At 46.4% G+C, this 21,190-nt stretch carries 21 protein-coding genes; 10 read left to right on the plus strand and 11 right to left on the minus strand.

Going from position 1 to position 21,190, the window contains the following annotated elements; genetic code table 11:
- The first annotated feature begins 69 nt into the window (after positions 1-69).
- The 7 genes from acs to fis all read left to right on the plus strand — a co-directional run bounded on the left by acs (position 70) and on the right by fis (position 7,104).
- Positions 70-2,019, plus strand: coding sequence for an acetate--CoA ligase (acs, locus tag AC6I8U_RS15360; protein ID WP_498017294.1), 1,950 nt, complete (start codon positions 70-72; stop codon positions 2,017-2,019).
- A 278-nt stretch (positions 2,020-2,297) separates the two neighbouring features.
- Positions 2,298-2,747: a type II 3-dehydroquinate dehydratase gene (gene aroQ, locus AC6I8U_RS15365; RefSeq protein ID WP_498017295.1), complete on the plus strand. Its 450-nt coding sequence runs from the start codon at positions 2,298-2,300 to the stop codon at positions 2,745-2,747.
- A 59-nt stretch (positions 2,748-2,806) separates the two neighbouring features.
- A complete protein-coding gene (accB, locus tag AC6I8U_RS15370) occupies positions 2,807-3,271 on the plus strand; it encodes an acetyl-CoA carboxylase biotin carboxyl carrier protein (RefSeq protein ID WP_128648816.1) in 465 nt (154 codons plus the stop codon).
- Between the two features lie 14 nt (positions 3,272-3,285).
- Positions 3,286-4,629 (plus strand): acetyl-CoA carboxylase biotin carboxylase subunit, encoded by a 1,344-nt coding sequence (accC, locus tag AC6I8U_RS15375; protein ID WP_234494709.1) that lies wholly within the window; start codon positions 3,286-3,288, stop codon positions 4,627-4,629.
- 104 nt (positions 4,630-4,733) lie between these two features.
- The gene (gene prmA / locus AC6I8U_RS15380) at positions 4,734-5,615 is read left to right on the plus strand and encodes a 50S ribosomal protein L11 methyltransferase (RefSeq protein ID WP_234494710.1); all 882 of its coding nucleotides are present in this window, start codon (positions 4,734-4,736) and stop codon (positions 5,613-5,615) included.
- 200 nt (positions 5,616-5,815) lie between these two features.
- Positions 5,816-6,784: a tRNA dihydrouridine synthase DusB gene (dusB, locus tag AC6I8U_RS15385; RefSeq protein ID WP_394154001.1), complete on the plus strand. Its 969-nt coding sequence runs from the start codon at positions 5,816-5,818 to the stop codon at positions 6,782-6,784.
- A gap of 23 nt (positions 6,785-6,807) precedes the next feature.
- Positions 6,808-7,104, plus strand: coding sequence for a DNA-binding transcriptional regulator Fis (gene fis, locus AC6I8U_RS15390; protein WP_042478607.1), 297 nt, complete (start codon positions 6,808-6,810; stop codon positions 7,102-7,104).
- A 286-nt stretch (positions 7,105-7,390) separates the two neighbouring features.
- On the opposite strand, the gene AC6I8U_RS15395 is transcribed toward fis, so the two are convergent.
- The 10 genes from AC6I8U_RS15395 to AC6I8U_RS15440 all read right to left on the minus strand — a co-directional run bounded on the left by AC6I8U_RS15395 (position 7,391) and on the right by AC6I8U_RS15440 (position 15,219).
- On the minus strand, positions 7,391-7,612 hold the full coding sequence (locus AC6I8U_RS15395; RefSeq protein ID WP_498017296.1) for a hypothetical protein: 222 nt from the start codon (positions 7,610-7,612) through the stop codon (positions 7,391-7,393).
- A 261-nt stretch (positions 7,613-7,873) separates the two neighbouring features.
- Complete coding sequence (locus AC6I8U_RS15400) at positions 7,874-8,455, minus strand: hypothetical protein (RefSeq protein ID WP_498017297.1); 582 nt, start codon at positions 8,453-8,455, stop codon at positions 7,874-7,876.
- Positions 8,452-8,748 carry a hypothetical protein gene (locus AC6I8U_RS15405; RefSeq protein WP_498017298.1) on the minus strand — a complete coding sequence of 99 codons (297 nt, stop codon included), beginning with the start codon at positions 8,746-8,748 and terminating at the stop codon, positions 8,452-8,454. The genes AC6I8U_RS15400 and AC6I8U_RS15405 overlap by 4 nt, the downstream gene beginning before the upstream one ends.
- Positions 8,735-9,154: a DUF5681 domain-containing protein gene (locus AC6I8U_RS15410; protein WP_498017299.1), complete on the minus strand. Its 420-nt coding sequence runs from the start codon at positions 9,152-9,154 to the stop codon at positions 8,735-8,737. The genes AC6I8U_RS15405 and AC6I8U_RS15410 overlap by 14 nt, the downstream gene beginning before the upstream one ends.
- Positions 9,155-9,932: 778 nt before the next feature.
- Entirely contained in the window at positions 9,933-10,316 is a 384-nt protein-coding gene (locus AC6I8U_RS15415; protein WP_498017300.1) for a hypothetical protein, read from the minus strand.
- 229 nt (positions 10,317-10,545) lie between these two features.
- Positions 10,546-12,315, minus strand: coding sequence for a DUF5906 domain-containing protein (locus AC6I8U_RS15420; protein WP_498017301.1), 1,770 nt, complete (start codon positions 12,313-12,315; stop codon positions 10,546-10,548).
- 83 nt (positions 12,316-12,398) lie between these two features.
- Positions 12,399-12,980, minus strand: coding sequence for a hypothetical protein (locus AC6I8U_RS15425; RefSeq protein ID WP_498017302.1), 582 nt, complete (start codon positions 12,978-12,980; stop codon positions 12,399-12,401).
- Positions 12,977-13,177 (minus strand): helix-turn-helix transcriptional regulator, encoded by a 201-nt coding sequence (locus tag AC6I8U_RS15430; protein ID WP_498017303.1) that lies wholly within the window; start codon positions 13,175-13,177, stop codon positions 12,977-12,979. Before AC6I8U_RS15430 ends, AC6I8U_RS15425 begins: the two co-directional genes overlap by 4 nt.
- 42 nt (positions 13,178-13,219) lie before the next feature.
- Positions 13,220-14,017, minus strand: a complete 798-nt coding sequence (locus AC6I8U_RS15435) for a hypothetical protein (RefSeq protein WP_498017304.1) — start codon at positions 14,015-14,017, stop codon at positions 13,220-13,222.
- Positions 14,017-15,219 carry a tyrosine-type recombinase/integrase gene (locus AC6I8U_RS15440; RefSeq protein ID WP_498017305.1) on the minus strand — a complete coding sequence of 401 codons (1,203 nt, stop codon included), beginning with the start codon at positions 15,217-15,219 and terminating at the stop codon, positions 14,017-14,019. The genes AC6I8U_RS15435 and AC6I8U_RS15440 overlap by 1 nt, the downstream gene beginning before the upstream one ends.
- Positions 15,220-15,796: 577 nt before the next feature.
- On the opposite strand from AC6I8U_RS15440, the gene AC6I8U_RS15445 reads away from it, so the two are divergent.
- On the plus strand, positions 15,797-17,440 hold the full coding sequence (locus AC6I8U_RS15445) for a methyl-accepting chemotaxis protein (protein ID WP_498017306.1): 1,644 nt from the start codon (positions 15,797-15,799) through the stop codon (positions 17,438-17,440).
- 40 nt (positions 17,441-17,480) lie between these two features.
- Here the strand turns inward: AC6I8U_RS15445 and zntR are convergent, their stop codons facing one another.
- Entirely contained in the window at positions 17,481-17,888 is a 408-nt protein-coding gene (zntR, locus tag AC6I8U_RS15450; RefSeq protein WP_042478606.1) for a Zn(2+)-responsive transcriptional regulator, read from the minus strand.
- Positions 17,889-18,179: 291 nt separating this feature from the next.
- On the opposite strand from zntR, the gene purH reads away from it, so the two are divergent.
- Both purH and purD read left to right on the plus strand, forming a co-directional pair.
- Positions 18,180-19,772 carry a bifunctional phosphoribosylaminoimidazolecarboxamide formyltransferase/IMP cyclohydrolase gene (gene purH, locus AC6I8U_RS15455; protein ID WP_498017307.1) on the plus strand — a complete coding sequence of 531 codons (1,593 nt, stop codon included), beginning with the start codon at positions 18,180-18,182 and terminating at the stop codon, positions 19,770-19,772.
- Positions 19,773-19,891: 119 nt separating this feature from the next.
- A complete protein-coding gene (purD, locus tag AC6I8U_RS15460) occupies positions 19,892-21,178 on the plus strand; it encodes a phosphoribosylamine--glycine ligase (protein ID WP_498017308.1) in 1,287 nt (428 codons plus the stop codon).
- Positions 21,179-21,190: the final 12 nt, after the last annotated feature.

Raw genomic sequence — 21,190 nt, forward strand, 5'->3', positions numbered from 1 at the left:
CTAGCCGAGAGTTAATACACGATCTAGTTCAGCCCTAGCCCGCTAAGCTCAATTCAAAGGAGAGAAGCAATGAGTGAAGTTCATGTTTATCCGATAAAAGAAAACATTAAAACCAACACACATGCGGATAACGACACTTATCTATCTATGTATCAACAGTCCGTCTCAGACCCTGAAGGATTCTGGGGAGAGCACGGCAAAATCGTTGATTGGATTAAGCCATTCACTAAAGTCAAACACACCTCTTTTGACACTGGCCATGTCGACATTCGCTGGTTTGAAGATGGCACACTCAACGTCTCAGCAAACTGTATCGACCGACACCTAGCAGAGCGTGGTGATGACGTCGCAATCATTTGGGAAGGCGACGATCCTGCTGACGATAAAACCCTCACCTTCAATGAACTGCACAAAGAAGTGTGTAAGTTCTCTAACGCGCTAAAAGCACAAGGCGTCAACAAGGGTGATGTGGTCTGTCTATACATGCCGATGGTTCCAGAAGCGGCAGTCGCAATGCTCGCTTGTACACGTATCGGTGCTGTCCATACCGTTGTCTTCGGTGGCTTCTCTCCTGAAGCACTGTCAGGTCGTATTATCGATTCAGACGCAAAAGTAGTGATTACCGCAGATGAAGGTGTACGTGGTGGCCGTGCAGTACCTTTGAAAAAGAACGTTGACGAGGCACTGACTAACCCAGAAGTGAAAACCATTTCCAAGGTTATGGTCCTTAAGCGCACGGGTGGCGATGTGGCTTGGCATGAGCATCGTGATGTGTGGTGGCATGAAGCAACCGAAAATGCCTCTGAAGTTTGTCCACCAGAAGAAATGAGCGCAGAAGACCCGCTATTCATCCTTTATACTTCTGGCTCAACAGGTAAACCAAAAGGCGTTCTGCACACCACGGGGGGTTACCTCGTTTACGCCACCATGACCTTTAAATATGTCTTCGACTATCAGCCAGGCGAAACCTTCTGGTGTACCGCTGATGTAGGCTGGATTACCGGTCACACCTACCTCATCTATGGTCCACTCGCCAATGGTGCGAAGACTATTTTGTTTGAAGGCGTACCTAACTACCCAGATACCAGCCGTATGAGTGAAGTCGTCGACAAGCACCAAGTCAACATCCTCTATACTGCACCGACTGCGATTCGTGCGCTAATGGCGAAGGGCGATGAAGCGGTCAAAGGCACCACTCGCGACAGCCTACGCATCATGGGCTCAGTTGGCGAACCAATTAACCCAGAAGCCTGGGAATGGTATTACAAAACTATCGGTAACGAGCAATCACCTATCGTCGACACCTGGTGGCAGACAGAAACAGGCGGTATCTTGATTACTCCACTACCGGGAGCCACAGAGCTCAAACCAGGTTCGGCAACTCGCCCATTCTTCGGCGTGCAACCTGCGCTAGTCGACAACATGGGGAATATTGTCGATGGCGCGACCGAAGGCAACTTAGTCATTCTGGACTCTTGGCCGGGTCAAATGCGTACCGTTTATGGGGACCACGACCGCTTTGAGCAAACCTACTTCTCGACCTTTAAAGGCATGTACTTCACGGGTGACGGTGCTCGCCGTGATGAAGATGGTTACTACTGGATTACCGGCCGTGTTGATGACGTACTTAACGTTTCAGGCCACCGTATGGGGACCGCAGAGATTGAATCTGCGCTGGTTGCTTTCGATAAGATTGCTGAAGCCGCAATCGTAGGTATTCCACACGACATCAAAGGTCAGGCTATCTACGCCTACATCACGCTAAATGATGGCGAGTTCCCATCGGCTGAGCTGCATAAAGAGGTGAAAGATTGGGTTCGTAAAGAGATCGGTCCAATCGCCACGCCAGATGTCCTGCACTGGACGGACTCACTACCTAAGACTCGCTCTGGTAAAATCATGCGTCGAATTCTACGTAAGATCGCCACCGGCGACACCAGCAATTTAGGTGATACGTCAACGCTTGCTGATCCGAGCGTCGTCGATAAGTTGATTGCAGAGAAAGCCGAGCTGGTTTAGTGCATCTCTGTGACAATCTGATAACAAGCCGTCCCTTCTGGGGCGGCTTTTTTGTTTCAGCTTTTTTCAGCTGGCTGTCAAAATGTGCTCTGTGTTGCAATTTTTCTGACAGAGCACAGGAGATTAGACCAGTAAATTGCTGCTAAATGTTGTGAATTAGCTATAATCTTGGTCAATTTTTAAAAATATGAGCTTGGCGAGCTTCTCAGCCGCTCCTGTTTTTATGTAAACTTGGGATAAACCCCGTTTATTTCACGTTAACCGAAGATGGCGACAATATGACAGCAAAGTCTCGAATTCTAGTTTTAAATGGTCCAAATCTTAATCTGTTAGGAGTAAGAGAGCCGGGACATTACGGCAGTGAAACACTCTCACAAATTGTTGATAACCTAGAAAAGCAGGCTGCTCAGGCAGATATCGAGCTGTCCCACCTTCAATCTAACCGTGAATATGAGCTCATTGAGGCGATACACGCAGCATTTGGGAATACCGATTTTATTATCATTAACCCAGCGGCGTTCACCCATACCAGTGTTGCACTGCGTGATGCATTACTAGGGGTCTCAATTCCGTTTATCGAAGTGCACTTATCAAACGTTCATGCCCGAGAACCATTCCGTCATCACTCTTATCTGTCCGATGTGGCACAAGGTGTGATCTGCGGATTGGGTTCGCAAGGCTATGAATTTGCGCTTTCAGCCGCCATTAAGGCGCTAAAAGCAACATAACCAAATACTCTACGGCTTAATGTAAAGCCGTCTTACTCACAAGACAAAGAGAAAGAAACATGGATATTCGTAAAATCAAAAAGCTAATTGAACTGGTTGAAGAGTCTGGCATCGCTGAACTAGAGATCTCAGAAGGTGAAGAGTCAGTACGCATCAGTCGCAGCGGTCCTGCTGCTGCAGCTCCAGCACCAATTCAATACGCAGCAGCACCTGCTCCAGTAGCAGCGCCGGCAGCAGCTCCAGCCGCGGCACCAGTTGCAGCTGAAGAAGCAGCACCTGCAGCACCAGCTGGTCACCAGGTTCTTTCTCCAATGGTTGGTAGCTTCTACCGTGCGCCAAGCCCAGATGCAAAACCATTTGTTGAAGTTGGTCAATCTGTTAGCGCTGGCGACACTATCTGTATCGTTGAAGCAATGAAGATGATGAACCAGATTGAAGCAGACAAGTCAGGCGTTATCACTGCAATCCTAGTAGAAGATGGTCAAGCTGTAGAATTCGATCAACCGCTAGTTATCATCGAATAAGCGGGGCTTTGACTATGTTAGATAAAGTCGTTATCGCAAACCGAGGTGAGATTGCACTTCGTATTTTGCGCGCTTGTAAAGAGCTAGGTATCAAGACGGTGGCTGTTCACTCAACAGCGGACCGCGACCTAAAGCACGTACTACTTGCTGATGAAGCCATCTGTATTGGTCCAGCACGTGGTATCGACAGCTACCTAAATATCCCACGTATCATTTCAGCTGCTGAAGTAACAGGTGCTGTGGCGATCCACCCAGGTTACGGTTTCTTGTCCGAGAACGCTGATTTTGCTGAGCAAGTTGAGCGCTCTGGATTCATCTTCATCGGTCCTAAAGCAGACACGATTCGCATGATGGGCGATAAAGTATCGGCTATCACGGCAATGAAAAAAGCAGGCGTACCATGTGTACCTGGCTCTGACGGCCCACTGGACGATGACGAAGCGAAAAACAAAGCGCACGCGAAGCGCATTGGCTACCCAGTTATCATCAAAGCCTCTGGTGGCGGTGGTGGTCGCGGTATGCGTGTGGTTCGCAGTGAAGCCGAGTTGGTCGAATCCATTGCCATGACACGTGCAGAAGCAAAAGCTGCCTTCAACAACGACATCGTTTACATGGAGAAATTCCTAGAAAACCCTCGTCACGTTGAAGTTCAGGTTATCGCAGACGGTCAAGGCGGCGCTATCCACCTTGGCGAACGTGACTGTTCAATGCAGCGTCGTCACCAAAAGGTCGTTGAAGAAGCACCAGCACCAGGCATCACTGAAGAGATGCGTAAGTACATCGGTGAACGTTGTACACGTGCATGTATCGAAATCGGTTACCGAGGCGCAGGTACGTTTGAGTTCCTATACGAAAACGGTGAGTTCTACTTCATCGAAATGAACACGCGTATTCAGGTAGAGCATCCAGTAACAGAGATGGTGACTGGCGTTGACCTAATCAAAGAGCAGCTTCGTGTTGCAGCAGGTCAACCACTGTCATTCACTCAAGATGACATAAAACTGCGTGGCCATGCGATCGAATGTCGTATCAACGCGGAAGACCCTGAGCGCTTCCTTCCATGTCCAGGTACCATCGAACGCTTCCACGCGCCGGGCGGTATGGGCGTTCGTTGGGAATCGCACATCTACACGGGCTACACAGTACCACCTCATTACGATTCAATGATCGGTAAGCTGATCACGTTCGGTGAGAACCGCGATGTAGCGATTGCTCGTATGAAGAATGCACTGGGCGAGATGTTCATTGAAGGCATCAAGACCAACATTCCTCTACAAGAATCCATCATGAATGATGAAAACTTCCAACACGGCGGTGCCAACATTCATTACCTAGAGAAGAAGCTTGGCATGAGCTAATCGCTTCTCTATTGATAAAAACCCGCCACGGCGGGTTTTTTTATGCCGAGCGTCAGTGAATCTGCTACACTCTGCGCAAAATTCATCTTGCTAGGACCCAACTTATGCCTTGGATTCAAATTAAACTCAACGCGACCAATGAAAATGCAGAGCAAATCGGCGATATGCTGATGGAAGAAACGGGCGCATTGTCTGTCACGTTCCTCGATGCGCATGATACGCCTGTATTTGAACCGTTGCCTGGTGAGACGCGTTTGTGGGGCGATACTGATATCGTTGCGCTATACGACGCCGAAGCGGACACTCAGTGGGTGGTTGAGACAATTAAAGGCAGCAATATGCTACCGGAAGGCTTTGCCCACAAGGTCGAGCAGCTAGAAGACAAGGACTGGGAACGTGAGTGGATGGAAAACTTCCACCCAATGAAATTTGGTGAGCGCCTCTGGATCTGCCCTAGCTGGCGTGATGTTCCAGAGCCCGATGCGGTGAATGTGATGCTTGACCCAGGTCTTGCATTCGGTACCGGAACACACCCAACCACGGCACTATGTCTTGAGTGGCTAGAGTCACTAGATCTTGCCGGTAAAACAGTTATCGACTTTGGTTGTGGTTCCGGGATCCTAGCCATTGCCGCGATCAAACTTGGCGCTGCGAAAGTGATCGGGATCGACATTGATCCTCAAGCACTTATTGCGTCGAAAGACAACGCACAGCGCAATGGCGTTGCCGATCAACTAGAGCTTTTCCTACCTCAAGACCAACCAGAAGGTCTGATTGCCGACGTTGTGGTGGCGAACATCCTTGCCGGTCCTTTACGTGACCTTTCCGGCATCATTAAAGGTCTAGTAAAACCAGGTGGTGAGCTCGCCATGTCTGGCGTTTTGGATACTCAAGCTGAAGATGTCGCCAACTACTATCGCGATGAGATGAGCATTGACCCTATCGTTGAACTTAACGAGTGGTGTCGTATCTCGGGCAAAAAATAACCATTCTCGTTTAAATCGCGGTGTTTTAGGGGGCTAAAATACCGCGATTTTTGCCCTAAAAAGAATAGTTTTAAGACTAAGCGCCTGAAAATGCGACAATTTGCAGAAACAAATTGTAAATGCTCAAATATTAGTCTTTTCACGCACCGAAAAAATGCGTAAAATGCGCGCCCTTGCTTGTGTAAACCTGTGGCGCTGTTTTGAAAATCGGACAATACCAACTTAAGAACAACCTGATTGTCGCACCTATGGCGGGTGTTACTGATAGGCCGTTCCGTGAGTTGTGCCTTCGTTACGGTGCGGGTATGGCCGTCAGTGAAATGATGTCGTCTAACCCAAAACTGTGGAAAACAGCCAAGTCACAGCAGCGCATGGTGCACGAGGGCGAATCAGGTATTCGTTCGGTGCAGATTGCAGGAGCCGATCCAACGCTTATGGCGGAAGCGGCACAGTTCAGTGTTGAAAACGGTGCGCAAATCATCGACATCAATATGGGCTGCCCTGCTAAGAAAGTGAATAAAAAGCTGGCGGGTTCAGCACTGCTTAAGTACCCAGATATCATCGAAGATATCCTACGTACCGTAGTCGATGCCGTCGATGTCCCTGTGACATTAAAAACCCGTACAGGTTGGGATACAGACAACAAAAACTGTGTCCAAATTGCAAAACTAGCCGAAGACTGCGGCATACAGGCGCTCGCCCTTCATGGTCGAACGCGTACCTGCATGTACAAAGGCGAGGCAGAATACGACAGCATCAAAGCGGTAAAAGAAGCTGTCTCTATACCGGTTATCGCTAACGGTGATATCGATAGCCCAGAGAAAGCGAAATATGTACTGGATTACACCGGTGCAGACGCTTTGATGATTGGACGTCCGGCCCAAGGACGGCCATGGATTTTCGAGGAAATCCAACACTATTTGGAAAACGGCACACTGATGCCTGAGCGCCCGACTTCGGACGTGCAGGATATCTTGCTTGGTCATGTTCAAGCACTTCACCAGTTTTATGGTGAATTCTTAGGTCCACGCATCGCGCGTAAGCATGTTGGCTGGTACCTAAAAGAACATGAGCAGGCGGGTGAGTTCCGCCGTACCTTCAACGCGATTGATGCTGCTAATGAACAGCTCGACGCATTGCAAGGTTATTTTGACAACGTTGCATCATAATTACGAGAAGAGCTAAACCGATTATGTTCGAACAAAATTTGACTTCAGAACCATTGACAGTTACTACAGTAACATCTTCAGACCAAATCACTCAGAAGCCACTACGTGACTCTGTAAAAGCGTCTCTAAAGAACTACCTTGCTCAATTAAATGGTCAAGACGTCACTGAATTGTATGAACTAGTTCTAGCGGAAGTTGAACAGCCGCTACTAGACACCATCATGCAGTACACTCGCGGTAACCAAACTCGCGCAGCAACTATGATGGGTATCAACCGCGGTACTCTTCGTAAGAAGCTTAAGAAATACGGCATGAACTAAAGATTCTTCTTTAAGTTATTGTTTGTAAAGGGCTTGTCATTTACTTGATGAGCCTTTTTACTTTTCAAACCCACAGCAATACCCACACAACAAAAAACACTCTCCATGACTCACCCAAAAATAAATCATGTGAAGCTAAAAAAAATATGTGGAGAAAAAAACGCAAAAAAGTCAGAACACTTAGGGCGTTAGGACAAAACCTTGATTTTAAAGGGTTTTTAGGTGACCTAAGTTAGCCACCTGTCCTAAGTTGGTTAGGACACTAGTTAGGACACATTAAGATTTGTTAAGAAACTAGCTGTTCCATTTCCTTCCGAGTTTCTTTGTAATCGTCCCTTAGTTGTTTGTAGTGATCGGGAACTGAGGTCTTTATCCCTACAGCGCCGTGTTTGTTTAGCCAGCATCTAGGGCGGTTCTGCATATCAAAACTTGCTGCTATTGCCTCAATGAGCCTTAACACGTCTGCTTCCTGTTCAGCCGTACAACCTTGAATTTGAATAGCCTTCATAACCTCACCCCTTTTTTGCTAGGACAACACCAAACGCCAGCCCTACAACGAAATAACTAATACAGGCATTCACGAATAGTAAATCTTGATAAGTCATTGCTTTGGCTCCTTCTCTTTGGCTTGCTGCTCTGTTTGACGTTTTAGAAGCCCTTCCTGTAGCCGTATAAAGCGTTTAAGCATGGTCTTTGTTTTCATTGGAACAATCCCCTTACTATCAAGTGATGGGGCTTACATCGCGCCCCACACTCAATTTAAGCGCCATTAATAAGCCACATAACCGAAGCTATAAGGAAGTGATAACCATAGGTTGTTTTGCATGGTCTGCTCTTGCGTCATTTGGGTGATTGATAGCTTGGTTGCTTCAATCTCTTGGTCTAGTGTGCCTATTGCGATCTCTTTGGCTTTTTCTTCTGCTCGCTTGGCTGCGCTGTTGTAATTCATGTTCTTGGCAATTTCTTCAAGCGCCTTAAGCTCACTGAAACTTTCTGAGGTGCTAATCATAGTTTCCACACCATTACCGGCGATAATGCGCATCTGTAGTGCTGAGGAAATCTTTAGCTTCTCTAACTCATCAATACCGCTTTCAGCCTTGCTCAATGCCTTGTCGCGCTCGGCTTCCAGTGCCTTAAGTTCTTTCTGTTTCTCATCAATGAACGGTGTAAGGTCGTATTTAGGCGCAATCTCTGCCGCCTTTGCTACGAACTCATCAAACAAAGCTTGTACTTGGGGAACCGCTTCATTAACTGCCGCGCTATAACGCTCCGCTTCATCCCTAGCTTCAATTGGTAGTGTTTGTTTGCTTACTTGAAAATCATGTGTTGATAGTTTGAATACATTGCTCATAGCTTGCCGCCTTCTAGTAGGTTGTTTAGGTCCAGATTGTGATCGCCTGTTGCTGGCGTGTTGGTGGTTTCCTTGCTGTCTGTTTTACCTTCGAGCATGGCATTGAGATTTAGATTGTGATCGCTCACCTTGATAGGTTCCTCAACCCCTAAGCGCCTGTTAACGTAAACGCCCAAAAGCGCCTTCATCGTTCCTGCGTCTTCGCTTGGGTTCAACTCAGCAACGCAATTAAGAATTTGCTCGTTGCTCATCTTGTTAGCCATATCGTGAATGGCTTGATTAACGTGGTTCATTTTCTACCGCCTTTTCTAGTTTGTTTATGCGCTCTAGTAGCTCATCTACTTGAACAATCTTCATAACTGAATGTATTGAATCAATCAGCCCTTTCCCCACATCTGCGGATAACTCACCGTTAGCAATGGCACTTAAAACGCTCCGCGCCTGTGTGCTTGGTGATGTGTTATCAAGCTCGAATACTGCGCTAGGTGTAATTGGCTTTAATGCAGGATATAACCTGGAAGCAATGGCATTTACCGCGCTCATATCGCCACTCTTAGCCAAGCTAACAACGTGTTTCCAGAATTCCTGCTCACCATCACTAAACTCAGATTCAAGCGCCTTGATAAGTGCCGTTCTTTTGTTTAGCGCTCCTTTAGGTCTGCCGTTTTTATTCCCTGACTGCCCTTTAACCCAAGTCATACATGCCCCCATGCCTTTCGCCTTTCTTGAATGTCACTGTTTTCACCTTGTAATTAACAACACAAGGTTATTTTACCATCAATGATAGTCTTGACCTATTAATTTATTTGAATTGATAGCCATGAGCTTTCAACCTCAAGAATACTTAAGATTTTGGCGTAATAGATATTGGGTCACTTAGGAGGGGAAAGGTCAGGTTTTGTCAGGTTTGACTTACGATTACTCAGGATTTACTTAACACGCGCGTGTACTGGTGCAAAAATTCCCCCGTGATTTCATTAGGAATTGTTAGGATTGCCGTTTTTTTTACTAGCACCGAAAAATTAAGGGGTAAAATTATTTTACTTGAGGATGCCAGCGCAATGCGGACGCATACCAAACGCACGACTCGTGACGGTACATACACATCTTTTGTATGTAGTGTGTAGCAGATTGCTAGCAAGTCGCTATCGAGTGGTATCCCACTGGGTTTTGTGGGTTCGGTTGGGTTAGACCTGCCAATTTTGGCAACTCACACCGTTGGTGGATGCTTATGGGGAAAGGCAGATTTTAAATCGGGCTTAGTTGGGGAAAACTTTTCCCTAGGTAGTGCGCTTTCAAATGCTTAACTTGGGTTAAATATTAGAACGATTAAACAATTAGATATGCGGTTGCTAACCGTAAATCTATGGCTATGGTTTAATTGAGATTTGAAGTTTAGCGGCTACACTGCTTTTTCACTTAACAATACTTAACCCGTTTTAAACCCGTAAAGTACCTTTAGATAGTAAAACTTTTACTACCCCTTTATCTGCCTGAAAGCATCAGCAAAGCCTTGAAACCTTAGTTCCATTACTGACACGCCCTGCTTTCTAGCCTCTGCCCGTTCAGCTAGTAGTCGTGCCGCTCTGTCATTTCTCCATTGCTGGCGAACTTCCGCGTTTTCTACGTGATAGTAGCATTTGCGCTTTCGTTTGATTCTGTAGGCCGGGTCTTCCATCCACTGGGTGAAGCCAATCAATAACCCATCAGCTTCAAGTCGTTTTATCGCTCTCGATGTAGCTGGTTGAGTCGCCCCAATGTCCTTGGCTATGTAGGTCACGCACTCGCTACAATCTTCATCATCACGGTAAAGCATGTAATCAAGTATCGCCTTTTGTGTTTTCCCGTATCCTTTGCTCATATCACGCCCTTTTAAGTGGTATGTATATATTATACCGCTTATAAGTCCTGTTCATAACGAAGGTTTCGTCATGGCTAAAACTTACCGTAATTGGGTTCTAATGTGGGTTTAGAATTAAAACCTTGACACCAATTCAACCCAATATCAATTAATAACAATAACTTATAGACATTGATTTGTTCATCAACGATTATCAGATACAAAAAACCGCCCTTTCGAGCGGCCTTTCTTAGTTGTATTCGTAATGACTACTGAATAGCGTTTCCATTTCTTCCAGTGGCTTGGTTCTGTAGCAGTTTAACCGCGCCCCGTTAATAGACTTCTTGCCGCCATCACTTAAACCGATTACTTTCTTTAAGTAGATCCCAAGCTTATTGGGGCTACATCGGTCATAGCCTTGAACGTTCATCTTGTCGCAATAGTCTATGTAAGCATCAAAAAAGCTGTTCTTTGGTATGGTCTGCGCATTGTCGAGATCGTATGAAACATTTCCATCAATAAGAGAACCGTCATCAAGTAGCGATTTAAGCCATGCACCCTCACTAGGTAATGACTCCATGATCTGCTGTTGTGTAGCCGCTGTCTTTGGTGCTTTGCTCAAGTTGTACGGTTCAATGTCGTAGTTCTTCAAGAAGTTGAACAATTGTCCCATTGCTTCATCTGATTTAATGTCACGGTAAAGCTGTGAGAAATATTCCTTGTTCTGCTTAACTTCATCGGAAACTTCGAGCACAAAGAAACGTCTTTCATCTTGAGTCTGTGGAACCGCCCAATCATTGTTAGTACACATCATAAAGCGGTGATAACTATCGACCTCAATAGCGTCCTTGCCCTTTGCTTCAATAGTGACAGTGCTCTCTGTTATTAGCGTTCTTAGCTTACCAGCGTCCTTTGCTGAACCACTCCAAAAAGCTTCCTCAATCGTCACAAATAGCTTGTTTGCTAAGTGGCTATTGAATGCCCCAAGTAAGTGTTTACCGTCCTGTACGCGCATAGCGTGTTGACCAAGTAGCCTTTCAAGCAAAATAGACACTGTACTTTTACCAGTGCCTCTAGCTTCTGATTTAAGAACCACACAAACACCGCTCTTTTCTTCTGGTTTTTGTACTATGTGTGCCATCCAAGCTAGAAGATATTGAAAGTGCTCTACATCACCGCCACAGATTATATAGCGCAAATGAGCCATGATATTGTCTAGCTTGTTGTCTCCCTCCACGGCATCAACCGCAAAGCCTGACCACATATTTAAGAATCGACTTCCTGCCCTATTGGATGGGTCAAACACGACACCGTGATAAGTCCTGCGATCATGGTCTTTCATCCACAAGTCAAAGCAGTTTGCGTACTTAACCTTGTCGTCTGCCATGTGTGGAAAGTTTAGGTTTGCGTAGAATGAGCGCTTTTGTGGTACTGCTGAGAACACATATCCAACATTATCTTTATGGTCGGCCACTCTCTCACAAATTAACGTCTTTGAACCGTGTAGAACCACTGAGTGACTTGAGTTAAAAGTATTAACGATAGTCTCCCTGTTTTCCTCAAGGTGTTCCCCGTCAGCTTTTCGGCAAAGGTCTAGCAAGGCATCATAAGCCAGTGGGGAATCGTCATTGCTAACTAAGTGGAGGTAAGTTGGTTTGGTGGTGTCGGTGGTGAACCTTTTAATTGCGTCAGATACTAAGCTGACATTTGGCTCACGCTTGCGGCCTGTTAGGTTCTCTATCGCGTCAGACTCTTTGTCTGCGTCCGTAGCTGTATAGCCATCGCTTAACATCATGCAATGAATGTCATCAGCGATTTGCTTATTGTTCGGTTGGCTTGTAGGTGTTTGGTAAAGCTCTTTGAATGTGGCAATGATTCGCTTGTTGCTACCATCTGCGATCAAAGCCAAATCAATGTTTTCAGCATCACCAAAAGAGATAGGCATTTCGTGACAAATGGCGTCAGCTAATGCCTTTTCAAGTCGGTAAGACTCGTCTTTTTTACGTGCGGTTTGTGCCATATTGCTATAAACTCTTTTCTATGGGCTGGCGGTCATTCTTTGGTCGGATACACCACCAGCCAGTTTTAAGAAGGGTTCTAGGTTTAATGCTTAGAGCCTTTTTTTATGCTCTGATCATACTTCGTTATAAGTTGACCTAGTTCACCTATGAATTGCGCTTTGTGCTTTGTTGGTAGTTTCAATTTACGATTAATGATGCGTGCAAATAACTTGTTATGGTTCGGGTATTCAACGAGAAGGCGGTCAAACTTGCGATTCTCAGCAATAGCCTTATCACGGAAAACTAGCGTTCTAACCTCACGACAAACACCCTTTGCGCCTTCATTGGTCTTGAGTAGCTCCAACTGACCACGCTCTATATAGCAAAGCTGTCGTTTGGTCTTGTTGCCGTTCCTGTTAATGCTTTCAATCTTTGCTCGTTGAATTGGTAGATGGTGTTTTCTGTATAGGTCGTTAGCTCTAGATAGTAAGGCCACGTCCTCAACATCTGCAATCCCTGCGCCTTCGTTGGCTATCGTGTATCCTGCGACCATCACAGCAAGGGTAGCGGCTTCTTTAGGGCTGAACGTTTCCACCTTTTCAAGCATATACTTGCTGTTGGTGAACTGGTCTTTCAGGTAGCTTTTTGTTAGATGCTCATCAGCAAACAAATCTTCTAGTTTCATGCCTGCCCCCTTTCTTTCATCCATTGTTCAACATCGGATTGAAGCCAGCCAATAGTTCGCCCTGTCTCGGTTCTTAGAGGTTGAGGAAACTTACCACTTTTTACATTTGCCCATACTGTTTTGTATGAACGATTCAACAGGGTGCAAACATCCCCATAGGTAAGTAAACGTCTTGATACTATTTCTAAGTTGCTCATATAACCTTCCTTTTTGTCTTAATTGAGGTTGTATGATAAACCTTAAAAAAATCGCCCTCGCTCGGTTAGGCGATTTTGATTATCTTTTTTTACGAATTTGCTGTAGTACTTGCACATGTTAGCCAGGACTTTTTCATATGGCATTTTGTCGCTCACTTTTTGCCTTGGCTCGATAAGCTTTTCTTTCAGTAGATAATCTATAACATGCCTGTCCTTAGGTTCTTTACCGTTTCTCGTTAGCTCTTTTTTAGCCTTGTCGAACTCAGTTCGCAGTTCATCTCTTGCATCTGCTGCCTCCTCACTTCGTGAGCGCGAGCCACTCTTTAAATTCCCACAGCTTTTTTCTCTTATTAAAACATCGTCCTCGTTCAACAGATAAACCAAGTTCGCTCTTAACTGACCTAGCTTCAAGCACGTTGCTACAATATTGTTGACACTTAAATTTGTTGTTTCATTCTTAACTGCCAAACGTGCATTGCTAACCAAACTCAGACCTTCTGCCGCGAGTTGAGCCATTCTATTTGATGGGAAATTTAGCTCTAAATACCTAGTAAGGTGCTTTGGAACAACACTCTTTTCAATGCCCTGCTCTCTGCTCAAAAGATTTCCATTCTCATCAATAAACACCATCAAATCTGTAGGTGATTCACAGCGCTCTAGAACTGATTTGAAAACACTTTCGTATTCATCAATAAGTGACTCTGCGTTCCATGCTGAATTACAAAGGTCTACAAATCTATCCAAGTTATCACCAGCAACAACGGACCTCTTAGTGATGAGTTTGCTTGTCTTACCTTTTGGAGTCTCATACTTGATTGTTTCTGTCTTTTCGTTGGTCATTATCTAATCCCTACAATGTTAAGTTGAAATTCCGTTTCGTTGAGTTTTGACGTCCACACATCGAGTGCTACACGTTTCTTTTCTATGTGCTGAGAGCGGTTATAAACTGCCATTACACCACCAAGGGCGTGACCTAGTAGCTGCTCTACAACATATGGCTCTATCTCTATGTCGTTTAGTATCGTTGTGAATGTTCTTCTCAGGTCGTGAAGCGTCCACGGCTCTTTATGGTTTAGCTTCTTCGATAGGTTTCTACCATATGACGACACCGCTTCTGGTCTTTTAAGCTCACCCAAGATGTAGTCATTCTTTGACTGTGCAATAAGCGCTTCAATATGATGCTTTATCGCATCTGGTATAGGTCGTTTAATCTCTTGGCCTGTTTTGCTGTTAGCTTTTGGAGTTGTCCAAATCATTTCTTTTAAATCCCATTCATCAACCTTTGAGAGCCTTAGTTCTTGAGTGCGGCAACCAAATACTATTAATAAGCTAATGAGGTTTCTGTAGTACCAGTTTGATTTAACATCTTGAGTCCAGTGCCAAACGTCCATAAGTTCACGCCATGATAAAACACGGTCTTTCTTTTCTTGGTGTTCGCCTATGTCAGCAATGTTGAGATCGTCTAGTGCCGTTGAGTAGGCATATTGTCGATTTCTACAATACTTGAGTGCTTGCTTTGCGTTCTGGAGGATATATCCACTAGCCTTTGGTGCTGCTCTGTGGTGTGTACCGTTGGTGATGTCGTCAAACACCTTAACCCAATGGCGCGTTTCGCAGTTCTCTAAAGGTAGGTTTCCAATGTGTGGGAATACATGCTTTTCAAATTGAGAGCGGTGCTTTTCGTGGTTTGCTCGGTTCTTGGCTGCGTAGTTGTCAAGCCAGTACGTGATAGCATCCTTAACGGTCACAGCTTCAAGGATTTTCGTTTTGGCTAGTTGGCGCATTAACTTTGGGTCGTGACCATCGGCTAGTAGCTTGCGACACTTGAGAGCCTCCGCTCGTGCCTCTGCTAGTCCAATTACTGGATAAGCTCCTAGTGTTAAGTCTTGAGGTTTTCCGTTGTACCTGTAGCGATACACAAAAGATAGTTTACCTGTCTTGCGGTGGTACACGGTCAGTCCGTCACGGTCAGCAATCTTAATCGGTGCTTTGTCGTGCTTCTTACCGTTCAGTGCTTTTAGCTTTGAGTCTGTCAGTGCCATGTCCTAACCCTGTCCTAATGGTGTCCTAAGTTAAAAGGCAAGTTAGGACAGTTTAAGTTGTTGTATTTATTAACTTTATCCTAATTGTCCTAAGTGTCCTAAGTTAAAATGAGTTTAGAAATAATTTTTGCAGACCAATAGTTAAACCCGCAAATAAACCCACACTTAACTCTATACAAACTAAGATACAATTAGATAAGACAAGACACAACACAGCCATTAAGCCATGATTTACAAGGCATTAGTAAAACTAAGTCTAGATTTGACGGGATAGAATGAGATAGCGAAACCGAAAATACGGCATGAACTAATTCGCCTTTAGCGAACGTATTTGACATTAAAGGGCCTGAAGTACGCTTCAGGCCCTTTTCTTATTCTCCCTCCCAGCATTCAACCGCTTTCCACCACCCAACTGACTTCATATTGCGCCTAGCAACTTTGTGATCTGACGTAAAATTAGACGATAGTGGAATAGAGTCCGTGATCAGCATGGCGTAAGGTATTGTTATAACAACAATATAAAACCTTTAATAAACGCTAGGTAATATCTGCCCTTTTAAGAAAAGGAGTTCTTAAGATGACTACCCCGTTGCTGCGCAATACCTCTATTCAACACCGCTTGTTTGTGCTTATCGCACTGGTTTCTGCTGCCCTGTTTGTGCCATTGGTGTTGGCACTGCTGGATTATCAGAACTCGCTGATGGAAAACAAGCAAAGTAAGACCCAACATCTGGTTCAAACGGCCTACACCCTCGTGGAGCACTACCACCAACAATATAGCTCTGGCCAACTGACGCTAGAGCAAGCTCAGTCTGAAGCGTCAAAGGCCGTTCAAAGCCTTCGCTATGATGCTAACGACTATTTTTGGATCAACGATCTCCAACCTGCGATGGTTATGCACCCCATGAAACCCGCGCTCAATGGGCAAGATCTCAGCCAAGTTGCCGATCCAAATGGCAAAAGACTGTTTGTTGACATGGTGAATCTCGCGAAACAGCAGCAATCAGGGCTTGTAAACTACATGTGGCCCAAACCGGGCTCAGACGCGCCGGTAGAGAAAGTGTCCTATATTAAGCTGTTTAAGCCATGGGGCTGGGTTATCGGCTCTGGTGTCTATGTCGATGACGTCGAAGCATTGACCTGGCAGGCCACCAAGAAAGTGTTGATGAGTGTGGTCGTAGCACTCGCTGTGATGCTTGTGCTTGCTTATCTTATTGGTCGCAGCATCGTTCAACCCTGCCGTGACACACGCGACGCATTGAACGACATTGCCAGCGGTGATGGCGATCTCTCCAAAACCCTTCCAGAAACAGGGACGGACGAGCTCAGCCAAATCGCATCCGCGTTTAACCGCTTTACTCACAAGCTAGAGAACACGATTAAAGAGATTAAGCCGGTCACCGAGAACATTACCCAAGCCGCCGTGTCATTGAATCAAGTCGCCCAAAATGGCGCTGCCCAGTCTGAGCAGCAGCAACAAGCCGTCGATACTGTTGCCTCGGCCATGAACCAGTTGCACGCCAGCAACCAAGAGGTCGCTCATTCTGCGCAGCAAGCCGCGAGTGCCGCTAAGATGGCGAGTGAACAAGGCCAGCAAGGCAGTCGCGTGATTGAACTCGCGACGCAGCACATGCAATCGCTATCCGAACTATTAACCACCACGGATAGCAGCATTCAGATCCTCGCCAACGACACGCAAGAAGTCAGCTCAGTGCTAGAGGTTATTCGAGGAGTCGCAGAGCAAACCAATCTACTTGCTTTGAACGCCGCAATCGAAGCTGCTCGCGCCGGTGAACAAGGACGTGGATTTGCCGTGGTAGCAGACGAGGTAAGAACCTTAGCCACCCGCACTCAAAGCAGCACCGACGAAATTGAACAGATCATCCAGAAGCTTCAAAGCCAAGCGGCAGAAGTAAGCCAATCGATGATTCACACTCAGCAGCAATCAGTTGAAACCTTATCTGAGGTTGCGAATGCCAAACTCGCATTGGATGAGATTGATGCGCAGGTCAATGAGATTGTATCACTCAATGAGCAAATCGCGGAGGCAAGCGCTCAGCAGACTCAAGCGACCGATGAGATCAGTCAGAACGTGACGCAAATTGCAGACCACGGCAGTCAATCAGCGAAAGAAGCTCAGAATCTGGCGAAAGCCAGCGAGCAGTTGATGGAAAATGGTCACACGCTTAGCCAAGGCATTGGCGCATTCAAAGTATCTTAAACAGCGGGAATAAAATTGAGAGGAGTCGCTCAGGCTCCTCTTATTCTTTGTTGGACTCCAAGGCTGCTAGTATCGAGCAGTGGCTCGCATCGTGTTCATGCCCGCAGCAGGCATCATTGATTTTTTTCAGCGCTTCGCGGATCCGTGTCAGCTCGGCAATTTTGTCATCAATCGTTGCCAGCTTAGCGCTAGTGATAGACTTAACCTCCGCACAGCTATGCTCAGTGGCTTCAAGCTTGATGCCAAGCAGTTCTTTAATCTCATCTAAGCTCAGCCCTAAGGATTTCGCCTTGAGGATAAAGCTCACCTGTTGCTGACTCTGCTCATTGTAGAGACGATATCCCGATTCGCTGCGCCCTGCCGGCTCAATAAGTTGGTTTTTCTCGTAAAAACGCAACGTATCCGCAGTGACTTTGCAGCGTTTTGCTAACTCACCTATTTGAAACATAACCGTTTAAATTAACCTCTTTGTTACAAAAGTGTTCTTTAATAGGCTTTTTTGCACTTTTTTTGCCTATGCCAAACGATTGCGCGAGCTTTTTTGTAATAGATTGGTTAGAATACGCGCCATCGCCATCCCGGTGGAAAGATTCCAAGGGTATTTACCCAACAGACGACTGGGTCGACTCAATCATGAAAGACCTCGTCCTGTTTGGCAACTATCTTTAAATCCGCAGGCCAAACCAATCGTTTGCCCTGTACACAGCAACACAATCTGTGACTTTGAGGAAACAGAAGCATGAGTAACGCTCGTCCAATTCGCCGCGCTTTAATCAGCGTATCTGACAAAACTGGTATCGTTGAATTCGCACAAGCACTAGCACAACGCGGTGTTGATATCCTTTCTACTGGTGGTACTGCTCGCCTACTTGCTGAGCAAGGTATCGCGGTAACTGAAGTATCTGACTACACTGGCTTCCCAGAGATGATGGATGGTCGTGTTAAGACGCTACACCCGAAAGTACACGGTGGTGTGCTAGGTCGTCGCGGTCAAGATGACGAAGTGATGGCAACTCACGGCATCAACCCAATCGATATGGTTGTGGTTAACCTATACCCATTTGCTGCGACTGTAGCAAAAGAAGGCTGCACACTAGAAGACGCGGTTGAGAACATCGATATCGGTGGTCCAACTATGGTTCGCTCTGCAGCGAAAAACCACAAAGACGTGACTATCGTTGTTAACGCACACGACTACGACCGCGTTATTGCTGAAATGGACGCAAACGACAAATCTCTGACTCTAGAGACACGTTTCGACCTAGCTATTGCAGCGTTTGAGCACACGGCATCTTACGACGGCATGATCGCGAACTACTTCGGCACTATGGTTCCATCATACGGTGAGAACAAAGAGGGTGATGAAGAGTCTAAATTCCCACGCACGTTCAACCAACAGTTCGTGAAGAAGCAAGACATGCGCTACGGTGAGAACAGCCACCAAGACGCGGCATTCTACGTAGAAGCAAACCCAGAAGAAGCGTCGGTATCGACTGCTCGCCAGATTCAAGGTAAAGCCCTGTCTTACAACAACATCGCTGACACTGACGCAGCACTTGAGTGTGTGAAAGAGTTTGATGAGCCAGCTTGTGTTATCGTTAAGCACGCTAACCCATGTGGTGTTGCACTAGGTAAAGACATCCTTGAAGCGTATGACCGCGCTTACAAAACTGACCCAACGTCAGCGTTTGGCGGCATCATCGCATTCAACCAAGAGCTAAATGCAGAAACAGCGAAAGCGATTGTTGAGCGTCAGTTCGTTGAAGTGATTATCGCACCTTCTGTTTCTGAGGAAGCAGTAGAAGTGGTTGCGGCTAAGAAAAACGTTCGCCTACTAGAGTGTGGCGAGTGGACAACTAAGACGACTGGTTTTGACGTTAAGCGCGTTAACGGTGGTCTTCTGGTTCAAGACCGCGACCAAGGTATGGTATCGCTTGATGACCTTAAAGTGGTTTCTAAGCGCCAACCAACAGAAGAAGAGCTGAAAGACGCGCTATTCTGCTGGAAAGTAGCTAAGTATGTTAAATCAAACGCGATCGTTTACTCGAAAGGCGACATGACTATTGGTGTGGGCGCTGGTCAAATGAGCCGCGTGTACTCAGCGAAAATTGCTGGCATCAAGGCTGCTGACGAAGGTCTACAGGTTGAAGGCTGCGTAATGGCATCAGATGCGTTCTTCCCGTTCCGTGATGGCATTGACGCTGCTGCAGAAGCTGGCATCAAGTGCGTTATCCAACCAGGTGGCTCTATGCGTGATGACGAAGTTATCGCAGCGGCTGACGAGCATGGCATGGCGATGATCTTTACAGGCATGCGCCACTTCCGTCACTAATTCGTTTTTGGTTCTCCCCCTTGCTAAGGGGGAGTTAGAGGGGGTCAGTTTGCGAGACCGCGATTTACCCCTCCCAGCCTCCCCTTATTAAGGGGAGGAGCAAAATCAAAGGATATATTATGAACGTTCTAATTATTGGTGCTGGTGGTCGTGAGCACGCTCTGGGTTGGAAAGTGGCTCAGAATCCAAATGTTGAAACGGTTTTCGTCGCACCTGGTAACGCAGGTACTGCGCTTGAACCTAAGCTAGAAAACGTTGCGATTGACGTTGAAGACATTCAAGGTCTGGTTGCGTTTGCAAAAGAGAAGAACATCGAGCTAACGATTGTTGGTCCTGAAGCACCGCTTGTGATTGGCGTTGTTGATGCATTCCAAGAAGCCGGTCTAGCTATCTTTGGTCCGACTCAAGCTGCCGCTCAGCTAGAAGGCTCAAAAGCATTCACCAAAGACTTCCTAGCTCGTCACGCTATCCCGACTGGCGCTTACGCGAACTTCACTGAAATCGAGCCAGCACTGGCTTACGTTCGCGAGCAAGGCGCTCCGATCGTAGTTAAAGCTGACGGCCTTGCGGCTGGTAAAGGTGTGATCGTTGCGATGACGCTAGAAGAAGCAGAAGACGCAATCAAAGACATGCTGGCTGGCAACGCATTTGGCGACGCGGGCAGCCGTGTAGTTATCGAAGAGTTCCTAGATGGCGAAGAAGCAAGCTTCATCGTGATGGTTGATGGCGAAAACGTATTGCCAATGGCAACCAGCCAAGACCATAAACGTGTTGGTGATAAGGACACAGGTCCTAACACTGGCGGTATGGGCGCTTACTCTCCGGCTCCAGTCGTTACTCAAGAAATCCACAACCGCATCATGGAAGAGGTTATCTATCCAACGGTTCGCGGCATGGCTTCTGAAGGTAACCCATACACAGGTTTCCTGTATGCAGGTCTGATGATCGACAAAGACGGCACACCTAAAGTAATCGAATACAACTGCCGTTTCGGTGACCCAGAAACACAACCTATCATGATGCGCATGCAATCAGACATGGTTGAGCTTTGCCAAGCTGCCATCGACAAGAAGCTAGACCAAGTTGAGTCTAAGTGGGATCCACGCGCTTCTATCGGTATCGTTCTAGCGGCAGGCGGTTACCCAGCGTCTTACAACAAGGGTGATGTTATCTCTGGTCTACCAACGACTGAAGTGGAAGGCGAGAAGGTATTCCATGCAGGTACGGCTGACAAAGACGGCAATGTTGTGACTAACGGTGGTCGTGTACTCTGTGCGACTGCACTGGGCAACACCGTATCTGAAGCTCAAACGCGCGCGTATGAGCTGACTAAGAAGATCAGCTGGGACGGCATGTTCCACCGCAACGACATCGGCTATCGTGCAATTGCTCGCGAGCAAAAGTAACCGAGCCTAGCT

Source organism: Vibrio sp. KUL80 (assembly GCF_059725495.1).